Genomic DNA, 18,599 nt, shown 5'->3' with positions numbered 1-18,599 from the left:
TGCGTCATGCCGAGACTGGCCTACGTCAATGGCTCCTATGTGCCCCACATTCGTGCCGCCGTGCATGTGGAAGACCGGGGCTATCAGTTCGGCGATGGGGTCTATGAGGTCATCTGTGTTCGCGACGGACGACAAGTCGAGGCTGACCGCCATTGGCAGCGCCTGGACCATTCCCTCGGCGCTCTATCCATCGACTGGCCCATGTCCCGCCGGGCGTTGGAATTCATCGTCGCCCAATTGATCCGCATGAATGGCCTGCGCCATGGCTTTGTCTATCTGCAAATCACCCGTGGCGTTGCGCCGCGCGACCATGCGGTGCCCGATCCGGCCCCCCATCCGTCGTTGGTCCTGACCACCAAACGCACCAAGCCTTTTGATCCCATGCAAGCAGAACGGGGAGTCGCGGTCCGGCTTGTTCCTGATCAGCGATGGACGCGCCGGGATATCAAGTCCATTGGACTTCTGCCGAACGTCTTGGCCAAACAGGAAGCCATGGCCGAGGGTGCCTTCGATGCCTGGATGGTGGACGGGGAGGGAAACATTACCGAAGGCACGGCGTCCAACGCCTGGATCGTCACCGGGGAGGGGGTCTTGATTACCCGTCAAGCGACCCATTCCATCCTCAATGGGATAACACGTTTGGGCGTTCTGGATGTGGCGCGGGCGCTCGGGATCGGCTTTGAAGAACGGGCTTTTTCAGTGGCGGAAGCCCGTTTGGCCAAGGAAGCCTTCCTGACCAGTTCAACCAATTGGTTGCGTCCGGTGATTCGGATTGATGACAAGGCGGTCGCCGACGGCCAGCCTGGCCCGCTGACCCAAAAACTCCTTGAGCGCTACATGGAGGTTTTCGGTGTCGATGGTTGACCCCTTGAGCCTTCCGGCGCCGAAGGCCATTTTGTTCGATTGGGATAACACTTTGGTCGATACCTGGGATGTGATTCATGATGCCAGCAATCACACCTTGAGAGCCATGGGACACAAGCCTTGGACCATGGCTGAAACAAGAGTCAATGTGCGCCGTTCCATGCGCGAGGCCTTTCCCGAATTGTTCGGAGAACGATGGAAAGAGGCCGAAAAAGTGTTCTATGACCGCTTTCTGGCCATTCACCTGGATTTGCTCAATCCCATTGCCGGTAGCGAAGACCTGCTGCGCTGTCTAAGCAAGCGCGGGATCTACTTGGGCGTGGTCAGCAACAAGACCGGGACCTATCTGCGCGAAGAAGCCAAGCAATTGGGATGGAACGGTTTTTTCGCCGCTCTCATTGGTGCCAAAGACGCCGAAAAAGATAAACCCGCGCCTGATCCGGTGCATATGGCGTTGCGCGGGAGTGGAATTGAGCCCGGCCCCCATGTCTGGTTCGTTGGCGATACGGACATTGATCTGGTTTGTGCCCATGCGGCCGGATGTCTACCAGTGCTTCTGCGTCCGGAAGCGCCGGAGGAGGGGGAGTTCGACGACCATCCCCCATCCCTGCACGTTTCGGACGCGGAATTACTTTGTCGAGTTGTAGAAATTCACTGGACGAACGCCGCACAATAAGCTTCAATTGAGAAAGCCTCTCATCTGCGTGGGAAGCGCGGGGCTGCTCGCGCATATGAGGGTGGTCGACTAAATTGGTCGACAATATGATATTCATCGGTGCCCGAACCAGGGTGCCCACGACAAATAATCTCAATGGGGGCGCAAAGCCATGCCATCGGAAAAAGGCCAAAATGTTCAGGACGTCTTTCTGAATTTTATCCGCAAGAACAAAACTCCTGTCACGATCTTTCTGGTTAATGGCGTCAAGCTGCAAGGTATCGTAACCTGGTTTGACAATTTCTCGGTGCTTCTGCGCCGGGACGGCCACACTCAGCTGGTCTATAAACACGCCATCTCCACGGTCATGCCGTCGACGCCCATCCAGCTCTTTGAGGGTGCCGGCGAAGAAAAGGCCGAAGAGGAATCGTGACTAGACGTTCATCTCCGGAAGTCGTGGGGACGGGCCGGACGTGAGCGATAACTGCCTGGTCATTCATCCGGTTCTGCACCGTCGCGATGCGGCGCGGGACCCGCAAGGACGCTTGCAGGAAGCCCGCGGGCTGGCCGAAGCCATTCGCCTGAATATCGTGCATGGGGAAGCGGTCACTGTTTCCCGCATCAAGCCCGCCACCTTGCTTGGCGGTGGGTCGGTGGAGCGCTTCGCCCGAATCATCGAAGAAAACAAGGTTGATGTGGTGGTTATGGATGCCGCCCTGACCCCGGTGCAACAGCGCAATCTGGAAAAAGCCTGGGATTGCAAAGTCATTGATCGCACGGGGCTCATTCTGGAGATCTTCGGCGATCGGGCGCGCACCAAGGAAGGTGTCTTGCAGGTGGAACTGGCGGCGCTGACCTATGCCCGATCCCGGCTGGTGCGTTCCTGGACCCACCTGGAACGCCAGCGTGGCGGCCTGGGATTCGTGGGCGGGCCCGGCGAAACCCAGATCGAAGCCGACAGACGCATGATCGATGAAAAGATCGTGCGGTTGAAACGGGATCTGGAAGACGTCCGCCGCACCCGATTGCTGCATCGCCAGGCCCGCCAACGGGTGCCTTATCCCATTGTCGCCCTGGTGGGCTATACCAATGCCGGAAAATCCACATTGTTCAATCGCCTGACCGCCGCTCATGTGGAGGCCAAGGATCAACTCTTCGCCACCTTAGACCCAACCATGCGCGGACTGGATCTACCGTCGGGTCGGCGGGTGATCCTGTCCGACACGGTGGGTTTCGTGTCCGATCTGCCGCACGAGTTGGTCAATGCCTTCCATGCCACCTTGGAAGAGGTGCGCGAGGCCGATCTCTTGATTCATGTGCGCGATATCGCCCATGGAGATACGGAAGCCCAAAAGCAGGACGTCTTGAGCGTTCTCAAGGACGAGATGAGCCTGGAGGATATGGCCGAACAGGGCACCATCGAGGCTCTCAATAAAACCGACCTGCTGGACGAGGAATCCCTTGAGGCCCTGATCAATCGGACGACGCGACCGGATTCCCTGGCGGTAGCCCTGTCGGCCCATTCCGGTGAGGGGTGCGCCAGTATTCTGGCCATGATCGATGCCCGGTTGTCGGTCGCCTGGGAAACGGTCGAACTGGCCTTGCGTCCCACCGAAGGCAAGATGCTGGCTTGGCTGTATAATCATGGCGAGGTGCTGGCTCGCGAAGATACCGAGGACCATACCGCCGTCACTGTTCGCCTGAGCCCGGAGAACCTGGGCCGTTTGAAAATTCTGCAAAAATCGGCCTGAGGAAAGCACGAATGGAGCATCTGCCGAACTTGTTGGCCATCGCTGGGATCTGGTTGGCCGGAGTGATGACCCCGGGCCCGAATCTGCTGGCAACCGTACATTTCACCTTGTCCCGATCGCGCAATCACGGCCTGCTGGTGGTCCTCGGCCTGGCCACCGGAACGACCTTGTGGGCCACAGCGAGCGCCTTCGGACTGGCGGCGTTGTTTGCCCGCGTGGAATGGCTCTATCTGCTGCTTAAACTGGCCGGGGCCGGGTATCTGATTTTTCTCGGTGTTCGGCTTATGCTATCCAAGGGCATCGGCAGTGTGATTCACAGAGCGTCCTGTGAAAGCCGCCCCCGTGGCGGGATCACCACTTTCCGGGTCGGCATATTGACCAGTCTTAGTAATCCCAAGACGGCGGTTTTTTTCGCCAGCCTCTATGCCTCATTGATGCCCCTGGACCCGCCCCTATGGCTCCAGTTGTCCAGCATTGCCGCCATCGTCACCATTTCCATTTCCTGGTACGGTACCATGGCCATCTTGTTCAGTGACCATCGAGTGGCACGGCGCTATGAAGCGGCGCGATTGTGGATCGATCGGGTCACCGGGGGGATCTTCATCGGCGTCGGCACGGCCATTGCGGTGGAACGTTAATCGGAATTCTGTCCTTGCGGCATGAAGCGACGGGGCGTATTGTGTCTACTAGTAGACATTGATCATTTCATCGGAGCTGCCCCATGGCCACCACCCAGGCCCAAGCCAAATGGCGTGACAAGAATCGGTTCGTGAAACGGCAACTCAATGTGATGGCCCGTAAGCTCGTTCATGATAGTCTGGATGACATTGCCGATGTCCAAAATTTGAAGGGCAAGGGGGAGGCCGTGGCCTTCGCCTGCTTCATTACCCAGGCGCTCCGGCAACAGGCAGATTTCAACGATGAAGCGGCGCGGCTCATGACCCTGTTCGAGGAGTCCTACCTTCGTGATCGCGACATGTATGCCGACTGAAAGCAATTTGATGATCCCCGACCCCGCCAAAGTTTTACGAATTATTAAGGAAGTTGGGCATCAAGAGGTTCTTTCGCGGTACAAAAAACTGTCCAAGTTGGATATTCAAGCCAAAACAAGCCCGCATGACTTGGTGACGGTTGCTGATACTCTCGCAGAAGTGTCACTCCGTGATAAATTAACGAAATTGCTGCCTAACTCCGTGGTTATGGGAGAAGAAGGCGTCGCCGCCGACCCCGCGGAGCTGGGTTTGCTTTCCGGCGAAGCCCCGGTATGGGTCTTGGACCCGGTCGATGGGACCAACAACTATGCTCAAGGGCGTCCAAATTTTGCAATGATTGTTGCACTCTGCCATGGCGGCGAGACCATTGCCGGGTGGATCCACCGACCTTTGCAGGATCGCTCGGTTTGGGCCATCAAAGGGCGGGGGGCCTGGCGGGATGATCGGCGTCTCACCATTCAAACGCACCGCTCATTGGAGGGTCAAAGGGCGGCCATGAATCGCCATATTGGGCGAGAAATCCAAATTAAGGCCAATCGGGGCCGGTCTGGCTTGCCGCGTGTTGTGCCACGAATGTTCTGTGCTGGCTGCGAATATATGGCATTGGTAGAGGGGGATTTAGAAATCGTCCAGTATGATCGGTTGAAACCCTGGGATCATGCGGCAGGCATCCTCATTCACCGCGAGGCGGGCGGATTCGATGGCATGACGACCGATGGCCAACCCTATCGCCCCGGTGGACCGCTGGCGGGCCAGTTGGTGGTCGCCCCCGATGAAACATCCTGGAAAAGCCTTTCCGCCGTCCTGGCCGAGGGTTAGAATTCAGCTATCGCAGTCCTTCGGAGTTTCCCTTCATGAGCATGGTCACCTTCATCGGCCTCGGGGTCATGGGCTACCCCATGGCCGGGCACCTTTCCCTTTCCGGTCACGAGGTCACGGTCTTCAATCGTACGACGGCAAAAGCCGAAAAATGGATCGCCGAATATGATGGCGATATGGCGCAAACACCGCGCGAAGCCGTGATGGATGCCGACGTGGTCTGCATTTGCGTGGGCAACGACGATGATCTGCGCTCTGTGCTTCAGGGCGAGGATGGAGTCCTGACCGGTCTGGACAAAGGCGCTATCATCGTCGACCACAGCACCACATCGGCTGCTGTTGCCCGGGATATGGCGGCCGAGGCCATGGAAAAAGGCGTGGGATTTTTGGATGCTCCGGTTTCCGGTGGCCAAATTGGGGCGGAGAACGGCACCCTGACGGTCATGGTCGGCGGCTCCGAAACGGATTTTGCCAAGGTCGATGGCGTGATTTCGGCCTATTCCCGCGCGGTGACCCTGATGGGACCGGTGGGGGCGGGCCAGATGACCAAGATGGTCAATCAGATAACCATCACAGGTCTGTTGCAAGGCCTCTCCGAAGCCCTCAATTTCGCTCAGAAAGCGGGTCTCGACGGGGAGAAGGTGGTGGAGGTGATTTCCAAGGGCGCCGCCCAGTCCTGGCAGATGGATAACCGCTCCCACACCATGCTTGACGACAAATTCGAGTTTGGCTTTGCGGTTGATCTCTTGCGCAAGGATCTGGGTATCTGCATGGACGAGGCCCGCCGCAACGGCGCCCGCCTGCCGGTCACCGCCCTGGTGGATCAGTTCTATGCCCAATTGCAGGAGCAGGGGGGCGGACGGTGGGATACCTCGTCGCTGATCCGACTGTTAAGGGGTTAGGATTCCCGGCTTTTCACCTGGTTCCACAGGCTGTCCATTTCTTCCAGAGACGCCTCATCCGGGGTCTTGCCTAGACGGTCCAATTGCCGTTCAACGCCCTGGAAGCGCCGAATGAACTTGCTGTTGGCGTGGCGCAGGGCGCTTTCCGGTTCGATCTCCAGGCGCCGGGCCATATTGACCAGACTGAACAGCAGATCGCCCAGTTCGTCGCGCATCCGGTCCTTGTCGGCGCTCTCCAGTTCGGCTTCCAGTTCGTCCACTTCCTCGCGGATCTTGTCGATCACATCGTGGTCCGCATGCCAGTCGAACCCCACCCGGGCGGCGCGTTTTTGCAGCTTCAGGGCACGGGTGAGGGCAGGGAGGCCAGGGGTCACATCGTCTAGCACGGAGTGAAAGGCCCCCTTTTGCTCGGCCTTGGCCTTGCGTTCCTCGGCCTTGATGGATTCCCAAGACCGGGTCTGGTCGGCCGCCGTGGCGATTTCCGCGTCGCCGAACACATGGGGATGGCGCCGTACCATCTTGTCCGAGATGGCCTTGGCCACGTCTTCAAAGGTGAAATGTCCTTCTTCGGTGGCCATCTGAGAATGGTAGGCCACCTGAAATAACAAATCGCCCAGTTCATCCTTCAAATGCGGCATGTCCCGGCGCTCGATGGCGTCGGCCACTTCATAGGCTTCCTCGATGGTATGGGGCGCGATGCTGTCATAGGTCTGCACGATGTCCCAGGGGCATCCGCCATCGGGATCGCGCAGGCGGGCCATGATGGCGAGCAGGCGGTCGGTTTGTTCGGTCATGAAAAGACTCCGGTAAGGGCAGGGCGCATCATCGCCAATGGCCCCTACAGGGTCGAGGACAAAATGGCAGTGAGGAATCCGAACAGGGTGGAAAGGCCCACGAGCGAACCGCCTTTCAGGTAGGCTTCCGGGAGCATGGTTTCGGCGATCATGGTCAACATGGCCCCAGCGGCCAGGTTTCTCGTGGCATGGCGGATCCACTGGGCGGCTTTGCGATGCTCGATCCGCTGCCGGTTTTCCAGATAGTCGCTGGTGGATTGACGTTCCAGGACCGATCCGACGGATTGATTGACATCCACCGGAAGCGATGATACCTCCGGTCCATCGCAATGGAGATTTTATGACCCGATAAGATGGGAAGGACCTTGGTCCTTCCGAGCAGACCCGGACCCGAGAACAGCACCCGCCAACCCGCGGCAGGTGCGGCGGTGGTCTGCGTTTTCAGACACTCTGAATGAGACTATCTGACATCTTATGTGCCCGGACTTCGTGTCCGGGGCCGGATCTTGAAAGATTCCATAGCCATGAAACGAGATTATTCGCAATTTCTGCCGTCCGTTTCGGACCATCGCGATACCAGGCCAGCCCCAACAACAATCCTGCAAGCTCTTGGTTGGCAACCTTTTTTCGCCCAGCAAACCAGTACCGATGAAATGGCTGTAACGCCGCCAGTCCGCATCACTGAAGGGCACAGGGCGGGGCACCATATCGTCGGCCAGGACATTGATACACGGCTGCCGCCCATGGCCGATGCCACGGTCGGCGATTGGTTGCTCTACAATCGCGAGAGGCCCGGCTCAAGCCGTCTCTTGGAGAGGAAAAGCCTTTTCAAGCGCCGCGCGCCCGGGACGGACCGGAAAATCCAGTTGATCGCCGCCAATATCGATACGGCCTTCATTGTTTCGTCTTGCAACCACGACTTCAATATCGCCCGCTTGGAACGCTATATGGCCCTGGCCTTCGAGGCTCAGGTCGTTCCCGTGATCGTTCTGACCAAGGCTGATCTTTGTGAGATCGCTGACGACTATCGTGCCCGGGCCGAAGCAATAGCGAACCGGGTCCCGGTACGGATCCTGGATGCCCGCGGCGGCTCCCCGAAGGCCGTGTTGGCGGAATGGTGCGCGCCGGGCCAGACTTTGGCATTCCTAGGGTCTTCCGGGGTCGGCAAATCCACCTTGATCAATGGCTTGTCGGGCAATGGTGCCATTGCCACCCAAGGGATCCGCGAAGACGATAGCAAGGGGCGTCATACTACCACACGACGCCACCTCCATGTGTTGCCCAATGGCTGCACGGCCTTGGATACACCGGGCATGCGGGAATTGCAGCTCACGGACGCCAAGGAAGGGGTCGGGGACGTTTTTTCCGACCTGCGAGACCTGTCGGAACATTGCCGATTCAACGACTGTCAGCACGAGACCGAACCGGGATGCGCCATACTCAAGGCCATCGAGACCGGGGCCGTCGATGGCGACCGTTTGGCCCGATGGCGCAAGCTGGTTCGAGAAGAGCGTTTCAATGCCTCCAGCCTGGCCGAACGAAAACGAAAGGATCGCCAGTTGGGCAAGATGATCCGGCAGGTGCAATTGCAAAAAAGGCAGTAGCCAATGCCAAACATCCATCCGATCAAGGTCGCTCGATGAGCGGGCATTGATCGGAGAGAGTCATAAACCAATTCAACAGCGTTTGGCCAAAAGGTACCGAACCCGTTTGCGCAACAGGGGAACTCCAATTATCGCATAATGTATATTATGGAAAATAATAGCTGTCGTGAAAAGGGCCTGTAAATCAATTTGTTGGCGGTTTCTTGTGGGTTTGGACTGTCCGCGCTGTCAGGCGTCGATGACCAGGCCGTCATAGGCTAGGCGCACGCCGCGCGGCAGCTTGGCCTCCAGGGTATCGTGATCGACCTCGGCACTGAGGTGCGTCAGAAAGCCCTTCTCAGGCTGCACCCGTTCAATCCAGCTCAGTGCCCGGTTCACATGGGCATGGGTCTCATGGGGTTCTTCGCGGAATGATCCAACGATCAGTGTCGAGACCCCTTTCAGAATCTCGAAGCCATGATCCGGGATTGCCACCACATCGGTGCAATATCCCAGGTCACCCAGGCGGAACCCCATGGAATGGCTGTAACCATGGTCCTGGCGAAAACAAGTGATGGTCATGTCGCCGACTTCAAAATGATCGCCGTCGTGCAATTCATGGGCATCCAATGTTGGCTTGTAATAAAACGTGGCCTGGGGATTCAATGGTTCGAATACATAACCAAAGCGATGCTTGATGCTTTGGATTGTCTCATGGTCCGCATAGGCCGGCAGCGCCGCATCAATCAGTCGATTGATGGCGCGCAGATCGTCGATGCCATGCAGATGATCCGCATGGGCATGGGTAAAGAGAACCGCATCCAGCTTCTTCAGGCCCGATTGCAGGCATTGTTCGCGGAAATCCGGCGAGGTATCGACGAGAATGGACGTGGTGGCGGTTTCTACCAGGACCGACGGTCTCAGGCGGCGGTTTTTCGGATTGGATGGATCGCAGGCACCCCAACCTTGCAGCACACCCGGCGTACCGGAGGAACCACCGGTTCCGAGAAAGGTCACGCGCATAATGGGTGCTCCTTAGGCCACCTGTTCGATAGCCGGTATCTTGCTGAAAAGCCGAAGGAAATTGTACGTTGTGGCTTGGTAAAATCGATCTTGGTCCATTTGCAGTTCTATGGCCAAACGATCCGCCGTATGAGCCGTGAAAGCCGGTTCGTTGCGCTTGCCCCGTTTGGGCACCGGCGCCAAATACGGACTATCTGTCTCTACGAGGAGACGATCCAATGGCAGCCCGCGAACCGTCTCGCGCAAACTGTCGGCCTTGTTAAAGGTGACGATCCCGGACAGGGAGATATAAAGACCTAAATTAACAGCTTTTTCTGCCAGTTCCGGTCCGGAGCTAAAGCAATGGACGAGACCGGGGAAAGCCCCCTTTCGATGTTCATCTTCCAAGATGGCCATCATGTCGTCGTCGGCGTCGCGGCTATGGATGACCACCGGAAGCCCCGTGCGCCGAGCCGCCTCGATATGAGCCCGGAAACTTCGTTGCTGGGACTCCCTTGATGCATGCTCATAGAAATAGTCCAGCCCGGTTTCCCCCAGGCCGACCACCTTGGGATGATCAGCCAGCCTCACCAGGTGTTCGGCGGTGCATTCCGGTTCGCTTTCGGCGTTGTGCGGATGAATGCCGACGGTGCAGTAGATTTGATCATGTTCCACGGCCAAGGTCCGCACTTGATCGAACCTGGTTACATGGGTGCAGATGGTCAGCATCAGGCCGACCCCCGCCTCCGCCGCCCGCGCCAGGACACCGTCCATATCGTCATCGAAATCCGGAAAGTCCAGATGGCAATGGCTATCGACGAGCATGGAACGGGACATGGCGGATTTCCTATCGGCTACAAACGGCCAGCGCTTGAGTCACCGAGGCGGTGGTGGCCACAAGCCCTTGATTAAAGGTAGGCATGCCGCCGGCGCCTTGGCTATTGAGGAACATGGTCAGTGCCTGGGTCGGCACGGTGGCCGAAATGCTTTTCAGCGTGCATGAGCAGATGCCTTCGGAGGCACTTTTGGTGCCGGTGCACCAATCCAGGAACTGGGCTTCCTGAGCGGCACTGTAGTTGGCGTCCAAGGCCTGGCCCGGCTGTGCGATCAAGGCGGCGGCGGCCAAGGTGGCGGCGGCAATCCAGGTTTTCATCAATGCAATCCTCCCAAAAGAACTCCCGGTCAGGCGTTGTCCGCCTCCGGATCAACAAAACGGGGAAAAATCCCCTGCGGCTTATCCAATTCGACTCCCGCTTCCAGGGCGTGTTCGGGGCCCAGGAAAGCGAAAGTCCGATGATTCGGCGAGACCTTGAGCTGATCAAGCAGCTTTTCCATGGTCTGTGGCATGAACGGCTGCGCCACAATGGCCAGATGACGGATGCTTTCGCTCAGCACATAGAGCACGGTCTTCATGCGGTCGGGATCCGTCTTACGCAGCGCCCAGGGCGCCTGATGATCCACATAGGCATTGGCCGCGCGGATGACCACCCAGATTTTCTCCAACGCTTCATTGAAGGCCTGAAGGTCGATGGACGCCCGCAGATCGTCGATCAATCCGTGCACGGCCTCCAGCAGTTCGTTGTCCTCGGCGGTGAACTCGCCATGGGCCGGGAAAGCCTTGTCGCAGTTCTTGAACACCATGGACAGCACGCGCTGCGCCAAGTTCCCGAAATCATTGGCCAGTTCGCCATTCATACGGTTGACCATGGCGCTATGGGAAAAGTCGCCGTCGTTGCCGAAGGGAACTTCGCGCAGCAGGAAATAGCGCACCTGGTCCAGGCCATAGGTCTCCACGAGCTGGATCGGGTCAATGACATTGCCCAGGGATTTAGAGATCTTCTGCCCTTCATTGGTCCACCAGCCATGGGCAAACACGCGCTTGGGCGCTTCCAGGCCGGCGGCCATCAAAAAGGCCGGCCAATAGACCGCGTGGAAGCGCAGGATATCCTTGCCGACCATATGCACGTCGGCGGGCCAATAGGTGGCATATTCCCCGTTCTCGGTCTCCGGATAGCCAACGGCGGTAATATAGTTGGTCAGTGCATCGAGCCAGACATACATGATGTGGTCGTCGTTGTCGGGTACCGGCACGCCCCACTTGAAGGTGGTGCGGGATACGGACAAATCCTGCAACCCGCCCTTGACGAAGCTGATCACCTCGTTGCGACGGGTCTTGGGCAGGATGAAATCGGGATTGGCGTCATAATAGGCCAGCAGACGATCCTGCCAGGCCGACAGCTTGAAGAAGAAGCTGGGCTCCTCGACCCATTCCACCTCGGCACCGGAGGCCTTGGCGATGCGGGTGCCATCGGGCTTTTTCTCCAGTTCGGATTCCGTATAGAACGCCTCGTCGCGGGTGGCATACCAACCGGCATAGGAGCCTTCATAAATCTCTCCCGCGGCCAGCAGCTTCTTCCACAGATCCTGCACTGAAATCTTGTGGCGTTGCTCGGTGGTACGGATGAAATCATCGTGGGAAAAATTCATGAAATCCGCCAGATCGCGGAAATTCTGCGAGACCCTGTCGGTAAAGGCCTGCGGGTCGGTCCCGGCGGCCTGGGCGGATTTTTCTACCTTTTGCCCATGCTCGTCGGTGCCGGTGAGGAACTTGACGTCGAAACCGTCCAGACGCTTGAACCGGGCCAAAACGTCGCAGGCCAAGGTCGTATAAGCGTGCCCGATATGCGGCGCGTCGTTCACGTAGTAGATGGGCGTGGTGACGTAATAGGTGGGGGCCGACATAATAACCTCGGGCAGGTTTGGGTTCAGGTCCGCGCCGCCCCTTGAAGGGTCAGCAGCAGGGTGAGAAAGACCTGCTTGCGGTCCAAGTCCAGACCAGCCGCGCGGGCCAACAGATCATCGGTCTTTTCCCATACCTGAAGCCAGGGATCAAGAGCGCCCCCTTTCCCCGATAGGGCCGCTTGTCTCACTCGGCGTGACAACCACCAGCGAACCATGTCGCAGGCCACGCCAAAACGGTCGCCCGCTCCAGCTTTGACAAGGCTGTCAGCCAGTTTATGTAGATTGGGCAAGTCCAGGTCCGGCAAGCCATCCAGGATAGCCAATAACCCCTGCCCCAGTTCCAACCCCCCTTCGGCGGCCAGGGTCAGGGCGCGGGCGGCGCTGCCTTCGGCCAGAGCCACCAGGGTCCGCGACTCCTCGGAAGACAAATCCGGCATTTGTTTCAACAGCAGGTCAAGGATGATCGAATCGTCCAGCGGCTGCAACGTCAGCTTGCGGCACCTCGATCGGATGGTTGGCAGCAATCGCCCCGGAAAATGGGCAACCAGCAGCAGAATCGCTCGGCGGGGTGGTTCCTCCAAGACTTTCAACAGACTATTGGCGGCATTGCGGTTCATTTCGTCGGCGGCATCGACAATCACCACCCGCCAGCCCCCTTCCCGCGCCGTCTGGGACATAAATGAACCGACCCCGCGCACGTTGTCCACGACGATCTCGTCACGCAGCTTGCCGCTGCGTTGGTTGATTTCCTTTTCAACCACCAACAGGTCTCCGTGGGCTCCGGCGGCCACCCGATGGAACAACGGATCTTCGGGATCCATATGCAAGCTTTCGGGAATCATGGGCGGCAGAGCCTCGCCAAACAGGCCGCCGCCTTGAACTTCTTCTCCTTGGGACAACAAAAAGCGCGCCATGCGGAAAGCCAGGGTGGCCTTGCCAACCCCTTTAGGGCCACAGATCAGCCAAGCATGGGCCATGCGGCCACCATTGTAGGCATCGAGAAAGGCTTGTTCCGCCGCCTCGTGACCGATCAGTACCGCGGTTTCACGTGGCGAGGCCCACTCGGTCATGACAGATCCAGGTCCAAGCGATCGCGGACCGCCTTGAAGATGGCCTTGGTGACCGCATCCATTTCCAAAGAGGCGTCGATGATCGTGCAGCGCTTGGGGTCGCGACGGGCGATGTCTAGAAAGCCGTCGCGCAGACGTTGATGGAAGTCCTTGTCCATCCGTTCGTAACGGTCTTCGCTGCCGCCGCGCTGATGAACCGCGCGATGGAGCCCCTGCTCCACCGGAAGATCAAGAATGAGCGTCAAATCCGGTACCAGATTGCCCACGGCGACCCGGTATAGGCTCTCGATATCGTCGTCATCCATGCCATGACCATAGCCTTGATAAGCCCGGGTGGAATCGGCAAATCGGTCGCAGAGAACCCAGGTCCCGGCCGTCAGGGCCGGGTGGATCTTGCGCTCCACATGATCACGGCGTCCGGCGAAGTTGAGCAGGGCTTCGGTAACAGGATCCCAGCGGCCCGGGTCACCGGTTACCAACAGATGGCGGATTTCCTCGGCCCCTTCGGTGCCGCCGGGCTCGCGAGTATGCAAGACCACGATTCCTCGGGCTTCCAAAGCGGCTTTCAGGCGCGCGATCTGAGTGGTTTTACCGCCGCCTTCGCCGCCTTCGAAGGTAATGAAGCGGCCACGGCTCACCCGTTGCCCCCCCAAATCAAATAGTTTACGGCCGCGACCAGGCGGCCCAACGGCCCCAAGAGCGGCACATTCTCTCCCGCCACCAGCGGAATTTCGTGGACTTCGCTTTCCGGGGCGGAGATATGCAGGGTCGCCAAGCGGGTCCCCTTGACCACTGGCGCCGGAATTGGCTCTTCGTAAGATACCGTAACCTTCATTTTTTTACGCGCGGTGCGCTTGAGAGTAATGATCAGGTCTTCTTCGATAATTAAAGGCACCTGGCCCGCCTCGCCCAGCCAAACCGGCGCTTCAAGAACCGTGTCACCGGCGCGGAACAGATCGTAATTGCCGAACTCCCGGAAGCCCCATTCCATCAGGCGTTCAGCTTCGGAAGCCCGCGCGCGGACCGACTTCAACCCATTGACCACCATGATCAACCGTCGCCCGTTGCGCTGGGCACTGGCGGTGAGGCCATAGCCTCCCGCTTCCGTATGGCCGGTCTTCAGACCATCGGCGCCCATTTCCTTGAACAGCAAGGGGTTGCGATTGCCTTGGCGGATTTTATTGAAGGTGAACGAACGCTCGGAATAATAATGATAATACTCGGGGAAGCTGGCTATGGTCTCGCGCGCCAGAATAGAGAGATCCCGCGCCGTGGACCAATGTTCCTTGTGGGGCCAGCCTGAGGCATTCATGAAGTTGCTGTTGACCATGCCAAGGTCATGGGCCTTGGCCGTCAGCAGTTGAGCAAAGGCACTCTCCGACCCGCCCAGGCTCTCGGCCACCACGATACAGGCGTCATTGCCCGATTGAACGATAATGCCGCGCAGCAGATCTTCCACTTTCACTCGGGTGTCCACTTCGACGAACATCTTGGAGCCACCCATTTTCCAGGCTTTTTTGCTGACCGGAAAGGTATCTTCCAGGGACAAACGACCGTCCTTGAGCGCTTCGAGAAGCATAAAGACCGTCATCAGCTTACTCATGGATGACGGTGCCATGCGCGTATCCGGTTCCTTTTCGAACAAGACCGCTCCGGTGTTGAAGTCCAGCAAGATGGCTTGTTTGGCTTTGGTTTCTATGGCTTGCGCGCGAGGGGTCCATAGCAGGGCGAATGCCGCCAGGCCGAATACCAGATTGCGCAGCGTGGCGGAGGTCGACATACCCATCTTGTTCATTCCCATATCTTATTCGGTGACCAAACGGGCATCGGCAAAACCCGCGTTGACGACCCGGGCCAAAGCCCTTGCCCCTTGAGTGCCGGAAGAAAACGGTCCCACCCTGACCCGGTACCAATCCCGTCCATTGACCAGAATCTGGTGAACTTCCACCGGGCCGATGGTGGACAGACTCTCGCGGGCCCGATTGGCATTTTCATAAACCGAGAAGGCCGCGGCTTGCACATAGACTCCCGCTACACCGGGATTGACCTTGGGCTGAGCGGGCGGCGATGCCTTGGCCACAGGGGCCAGGGTCGGCGGAGAAAGAGTCTGCTGATTCACCTCTGCGCTGGGGCGGCCCCCGGAAACAATCGGGGAAACTACGGCGGTCCGGTCCTTTTCGGCCACGCCGATTCCGGCGTGGGCCCGAGAGGCCACCTGACGGCTTTTGTCGGCGATGATTTGGACCCGAACCCGGGCCGTGCCCTGTTTTTCGAAGCCCAGCAACTGGGCCCCTCGGCGCGACATATCGATCACCCGTTCATGGGCAAAGGGTCCCCGGTCATTGATCCGCACCACCACGCTGCGGCCATTTTCCAAGTTGGTCACGCGGACAAAGCTGGGCATGGGCAGGGTACGATGGGCGGCGGTCAATGCCCATTGATTGAAGATCTCGCCGTTGGCGGAGGTTTTTCCGTGAAAATTCGGGCCATACCAGGAGGCAACCCCGGTTTCGTCAAAATCGTAGTCCACCGCCGGGTAATACCAGATACCGGCAATCTGATAAGGCTTGCCGACCTTATAGGTACCGCCGTACTCGGTGCGAGGCTCCACTTCCGCCGGTCCTTGTACTTGTTTGGCCGTATGGGCGACAAGCTGGGTCGGCGCGCAGCCGCTGGTGGCCATGGAAAGCGCCAGGCCCGTCAGAGCGGCGATGCCCCAAAGGGGGCGGCGAAGAGTCTGCCAAGTTACCATCAGTTCCATTCCCGGGTGATCGCGAGCCAATTTATCTCTCCCCGCCGAAGCGGGCAAGCCATGCCCATCTAAAGTATCCCCATCCGTTCCAGAAGACCATGAGACGGGTAGCCGTCCGCGGGCAGATGATGGTGTCGTTGATAGGCCTTCACCGCCTCGCGGGTCTGCGGTCCGGCGATGCCGTCGGGCTTGCCCGCATCCAAACCCAATTCGTTAAGAGTGTCCTGCATCGCCTTGATATCCTTACGGGCCATGGCCTTGGTGTTTTTCGGTTGCGGAGTCAGGAATGGCCCTTTCCCGACCAATCGATCGGCCAGATGACCCACGGCCACCGCATAGAGCTGCGACCGATTCCAAACCATAATGGTGCGGAAATTCTGATAAACCATAAAAGCCGGTCCTTCGATTCCGGCAGGCAGGATCACCGAGCCTTCGATATCCACTTTGGGGAGATCGCGCCCGTCGAACCGGCGCACGCCCAATGCCTGCCATTCGGCCAGGTTTTTTTTGATCTTCAGGCCCGCCTGATCCAGGTTGAACCCATCCGGCAGGCTGACCTCCCGGCCCCAGGTTCGATCATGGTTCCAGCCTGATTTGGAAAGGTAGTTGGCCGCCGAGCCAAAGACATCTTCCAGGCTGCTCCACATGTCGCGCTTGCCGTCGCCATTGAAGTCCACCGCATAGCCGCGAAAGGTGGTGGGAATGAACTGGCAATGGCCCATGGCCCCGGCCCAGGAGCTTTTCGCCTCGACCGGGATATCCCCGTCTTGCATGGATTGCAGCGCCGCCAGCAGTTGGGCACGGAAAAACTCGGATCGCCGTTCGTCATGGGCCAGAGTGGCCAAGGCACCGACGAGGGGGAACGTGCCGGTATACTTGCCGAAGTAGCTTTCCAGGCCCCAGAAAGCGACCAAAAAGCGTTTCTGGACACCGTATTGGGCTTCCACCCGATCCAGCAGCGGGCCATGTTTGGCCAGCATCTCCCGCCCTCGGTTGATGACCGTGTCGTTAATACGCTTGTTCAGATAGGACCACAGGGTCTGGGTAAATTCCGGCTGCGAGCGATCCAACTCCAGCACCCGCGGCACTGGTTGCAGGTTTTTCAGGGCGCGGTCGAGGATTCCCTTTGAAACCCCTTTCCTTTGCGCCTCCTGACGCAAGCCCCCCAGCCAATCTTCAAAGGGCGCTTGGGCCGCGGCAGGATGGGATACGCCCCCCAGCAATGTCGCCAAGACCAGCGAACCAGCCAATTTCATATTGATTCTCACCATTTCTGTGCTCGAACTCTTGTTGCGTTAGGCCGGAAATAAGGCATTCGTGCGGTCGGTCAGGTAGTAAAACAACAGCCCCAGCCATTCATGCAGTCCAGCGCTCAATGCGCCGAATCCGATGCCTGGATTCCAAGATGGCGCGATATCTTCTCCTCCCCGGGTGCCATAGTCTACCGGATAGGCAATCACCGACCAGCCGGCTTGCCGAAAACAGCCCATGGCCCGGGGCATATGGATGGCGGAGGTCACCAGCAGCCATTTCGACCCCTCGCCCGGTTGAACCTTTTCGCGGGTCCGCGTGGCATTTTCCCAGGTATTGCGCGATTGATTCTCCAAAATGACCCGGCCCGGATCCATGCCCATGGAAACCAGCAATGGCCGCAGGTAGTCGGCTTCCTTGCGGCTTTGGTCAAACGGATCCCCTGAGCCGCCGGTAAAGACGATTGTTGCTTCGGGGTACCTCTGCGCCAGGCCTGGAAGCACCGTCAGACGCTCAGCGGCGCTGCCCAAGGCAACCTGCCCACGCGCTTCGGATAGAGGCCCGGAGATCACTCCGCCCAAGACAATGATGCCGTCCACCGCTTCCAAACCTGTTGGCGGGACAAACCGGTCCTCCAGGCTGACCACCAACCAGGGCCCCAGGGGCACCACGGAAACAAAGCCGATGATCAGCAAGGCGCCGACAATCAGTCCCCGACCCAGTCGGAACCATCGGGTCCAAAGCAGCAGCCCCCCAATCAGCACCAACAAAAAGGTGAGGTTGAGAGGCCCGACCAGAAACCAGAAAATCTTGGAAGCGTAAAAAAACAACCGGGCACCCGCTGCGGACTTTGGCAGAGTCGAGAATGCCCCAATCCCCTTAAAGGGGAGTAAACGGATAGGTCAGGTGCGCGTTTCGCTGTCGTGGGTGCCTTTGGTCGGCTCATCCCCATTTTTCTTTGGCATCGGCTGGACTCGACGAATGATAATATCGCCATTGGGCAAGATCTCAGGCGCCGAGTATTGGGGGATGGATAGCATCAGCAGTTCCAATGCCCCAAAGATTGTCCGAGCCCCCTCCTCCAGCATTTGCTTGGGATCCGGATCAGCGGCGCGGGCAGCGCAAGGGAGGCTCAAAGCCAGGAGCAATAGGCCGGTCGCGAGTTGTTTCGTGTGTATTCCATAGGACACCGTTGCGGTCCTCCTCCATCAATGGCGCTTGTTCTTTTCTAACATTGAGTGACCCGGCGAGGCGATTGGTTTCACATTCCTTGCGTCTTCCCTTGACGCTCGAGCCCAAATCTGGGACCTAAGGCCTCCGAGGATGGGTGGCCGAGCGGTTGAAGGCACCGGTCTTGAAAACCGGCAGAGGTTCGCGCCTCTCGTGGGTTCGAATCCCACCCCATCCGCCAGATTTCCACTG

General features: G+C 58.6%; 22 protein-coding genes and 1 tRNA gene. 10 read left to right on the top strand and 13 right to left on the bottom strand.

Going from position 1 to position 18,599, the window contains the following annotated elements:
• Nucleotides 1-6: 6 nt before the first annotated feature.
• The 8 genes from MGMAQ_RS09105 to MGMAQ_RS09070 all read left to right on the top strand — a co-directional run bounded on the left by MGMAQ_RS09105 (nt 7) and on the right by MGMAQ_RS09070 (nt 5,983).
• On the top strand, nt 7-864 hold the full coding sequence (locus MGMAQ_RS09105) for a D-amino-acid transaminase (RefSeq protein WP_046021291.1): 858 nt from the start codon (nt 7-9) through the stop codon (nt 862-864).
• Nucleotides 857-1,540, top strand: coding sequence for an HAD family hydrolase (locus MGMAQ_RS09100; RefSeq protein WP_046021290.1), 684 nt, complete (start codon nt 857-859; stop codon nt 1,538-1,540). The genes MGMAQ_RS09105 and MGMAQ_RS09100 overlap by 8 nt, the downstream gene beginning before the upstream one ends.
• A 151-nt stretch (nt 1,541-1,691) precedes the next feature.
• Entirely contained in the window at nt 1,692-1,952 is a 261-nt protein-coding gene (gene hfq / locus MGMAQ_RS09095; protein WP_046021289.1) for an RNA chaperone Hfq, read from the top strand.
• A gap of 40 nt (nt 1,953-1,992) precedes the next feature.
• Nucleotides 1,993-3,270, top strand: coding sequence for a GTPase HflX (gene hflX, locus MGMAQ_RS09090; protein ID WP_046021288.1), 1,278 nt, complete (start codon nt 1,993-1,995; stop codon nt 3,268-3,270).
• Between the two features lie 11 nt (nt 3,271-3,281).
• On the top strand, nt 3,282-3,908 hold the full coding sequence (locus MGMAQ_RS09085; RefSeq protein ID WP_046021287.1) for a LysE family translocator: 627 nt from the start codon (nt 3,282-3,284) through the stop codon (nt 3,906-3,908).
• 83 nt (nt 3,909-3,991) lie between these two features.
• On the top strand, nt 3,992-4,261 hold the full coding sequence (locus MGMAQ_RS09080; RefSeq protein WP_046021286.1) for a hypothetical protein: 270 nt from the start codon (nt 3,992-3,994) through the stop codon (nt 4,259-4,261).
• A 10-nt stretch (nt 4,262-4,271) separates the two neighbouring features.
• Nucleotides 4,272-5,081 carry an inositol monophosphatase gene (locus tag MGMAQ_RS09075; RefSeq protein WP_046023157.1) on the top strand — a complete coding sequence of 270 codons (810 nt, stop codon included), beginning with the start codon at nt 4,272-4,274 and terminating at the stop codon, nt 5,079-5,081.
• A 35-nt stretch (nt 5,082-5,116) separates the two neighbouring features.
• Complete coding sequence (locus MGMAQ_RS09070; protein ID WP_046021285.1) at nt 5,117-5,983, top strand: NAD(P)-dependent oxidoreductase; 867 nt, start codon at nt 5,117-5,119, stop codon at nt 5,981-5,983.
• On the opposite strand, the gene mazG is transcribed toward MGMAQ_RS09070, so the two are convergent.
• A complete protein-coding gene (gene mazG, locus MGMAQ_RS09065) occupies nt 5,980-6,777 on the bottom strand; it encodes a nucleoside triphosphate pyrophosphohydrolase (protein ID WP_046021284.1) in 798 nt (265 codons plus the stop codon). The two genes, MGMAQ_RS09070 and mazG, sit on opposite strands and share 4 nt — an antisense overlap.
• A 44-nt stretch (nt 6,778-6,821) precedes the next feature.
• A complete protein-coding gene (locus MGMAQ_RS21290; protein WP_046021283.1) occupies nt 6,822-7,076 on the bottom strand; it encodes a hypothetical protein in 255 nt (84 codons plus the stop codon).
• Nucleotides 7,077-7,430: 354 nt separating this feature from the next.
• Here MGMAQ_RS21290 and rsgA point away from each other — a divergent pair, with 354 nt between their 5' ends.
• Nucleotides 7,431-8,381 (top strand): ribosome small subunit-dependent GTPase A, encoded by a 951-nt coding sequence (rsgA, locus tag MGMAQ_RS09055; protein ID WP_198409181.1) that lies wholly within the window; start codon nt 7,431-7,433, stop codon nt 8,379-8,381.
• A gap of 228 nt (nt 8,382-8,609) precedes the next feature.
• Here rsgA and MGMAQ_RS09050 read toward each other — a convergent pair whose 3' ends face one another.
• From MGMAQ_RS09050 to MGMAQ_RS09000, 11 genes are all read right to left on the bottom strand, one after another.
• Nucleotides 8,610-9,383, bottom strand: a complete 774-nt coding sequence (locus tag MGMAQ_RS09050; protein WP_046021281.1) for an MBL fold metallo-hydrolase — start codon at nt 9,381-9,383, stop codon at nt 8,610-8,612.
• Between the two features lie 12 nt (nt 9,384-9,395).
• A complete protein-coding gene (locus MGMAQ_RS09045; protein WP_046023156.1) occupies nt 9,396-10,187 on the bottom strand; it encodes a TatD family hydrolase in 792 nt (263 codons plus the stop codon).
• 22 nt (nt 10,188-10,209) lie between these two features.
• Nucleotides 10,210-10,515, bottom strand: coding sequence for a hypothetical protein (locus tag MGMAQ_RS09040; RefSeq protein WP_046021280.1), 306 nt, complete (start codon nt 10,513-10,515; stop codon nt 10,210-10,212).
• 29 nt (nt 10,516-10,544) lie between these two features.
• Nucleotides 10,545-12,104 carry a methionine--tRNA ligase gene (metG, locus tag MGMAQ_RS09035; protein WP_046021279.1) on the bottom strand — a complete coding sequence of 520 codons (1,560 nt, stop codon included), beginning with the start codon at nt 12,102-12,104 and terminating at the stop codon, nt 10,545-10,547.
• 23 nt (nt 12,105-12,127) lie between these two features.
• The gene (locus tag MGMAQ_RS09030) at nt 12,128-13,174 is read right to left on the bottom strand and encodes a DNA polymerase III subunit delta' (RefSeq protein ID WP_046021278.1); all 1,047 of its coding nucleotides are present in this window, start codon (nt 13,172-13,174) and stop codon (nt 12,128-12,130) included.
• Entirely contained in the window at nt 13,171-13,812 is a 642-nt protein-coding gene (gene tmk, locus MGMAQ_RS09025) for a dTMP kinase (protein WP_046021277.1), read from the bottom strand. The genes MGMAQ_RS09030 and tmk overlap by 4 nt, the downstream gene beginning before the upstream one ends.
• Complete coding sequence (locus MGMAQ_RS09020) at nt 13,809-14,960, bottom strand: D-alanyl-D-alanine carboxypeptidase family protein (protein ID WP_252508706.1); 1,152 nt, start codon at nt 14,958-14,960, stop codon at nt 13,809-13,811. The genes tmk and MGMAQ_RS09020 overlap by 4 nt, the downstream gene beginning before the upstream one ends.
• A gap of 18 nt (nt 14,961-14,978) precedes the next feature.
• Nucleotides 14,979-15,956, bottom strand: a complete 978-nt coding sequence (locus MGMAQ_RS21045; protein WP_158498826.1) for a septal ring lytic transglycosylase RlpA family protein — start codon at nt 15,954-15,956, stop codon at nt 14,979-14,981.
• Nucleotides 15,957-15,994: 38 nt separating this feature from the next.
• Nucleotides 15,995-17,197, bottom strand: coding sequence for a lytic murein transglycosylase (locus tag MGMAQ_RS09010; protein ID WP_052716274.1), 1,203 nt, complete (start codon nt 17,195-17,197; stop codon nt 15,995-15,997).
• Nucleotides 17,198-17,221: 24 nt separating this feature from the next.
• Nucleotides 17,222-18,007: a YdcF family protein gene (locus tag MGMAQ_RS09005; RefSeq protein WP_046021276.1), complete on the bottom strand. Its 786-nt coding sequence runs from the start codon at nt 18,005-18,007 to the stop codon at nt 17,222-17,224.
• 72 nt (nt 18,008-18,079) lie between these two features.
• Nucleotides 18,080-18,325: a hypothetical protein gene (locus MGMAQ_RS09000; protein ID WP_148560908.1), complete on the bottom strand. Its 246-nt coding sequence runs from the start codon at nt 18,323-18,325 to the stop codon at nt 18,080-18,082.
• Between the two features lie 173 nt (nt 18,326-18,498).
• Here MGMAQ_RS09000 and MGMAQ_RS08995 point away from each other — a divergent pair.
• Nucleotides 18,499-18,588 (top strand) — tRNA-Ser (locus MGMAQ_RS08995).
• Nucleotides 18,589-18,599 lie beyond the last annotated feature (11 nt).

Origin of the sequence: Magnetospira sp. QH-2 (assembly GCF_000968135.1) — a bacterium.
Classification (GTDB): domain Bacteria; phylum Pseudomonadota; class Alphaproteobacteria; order Rhodospirillales; family Magnetospiraceae; genus Magnetospira.
Note: the sequence above shows the minus strand (reverse complement) of the source record. Positions and strands in the feature narration are given on the sequence as shown.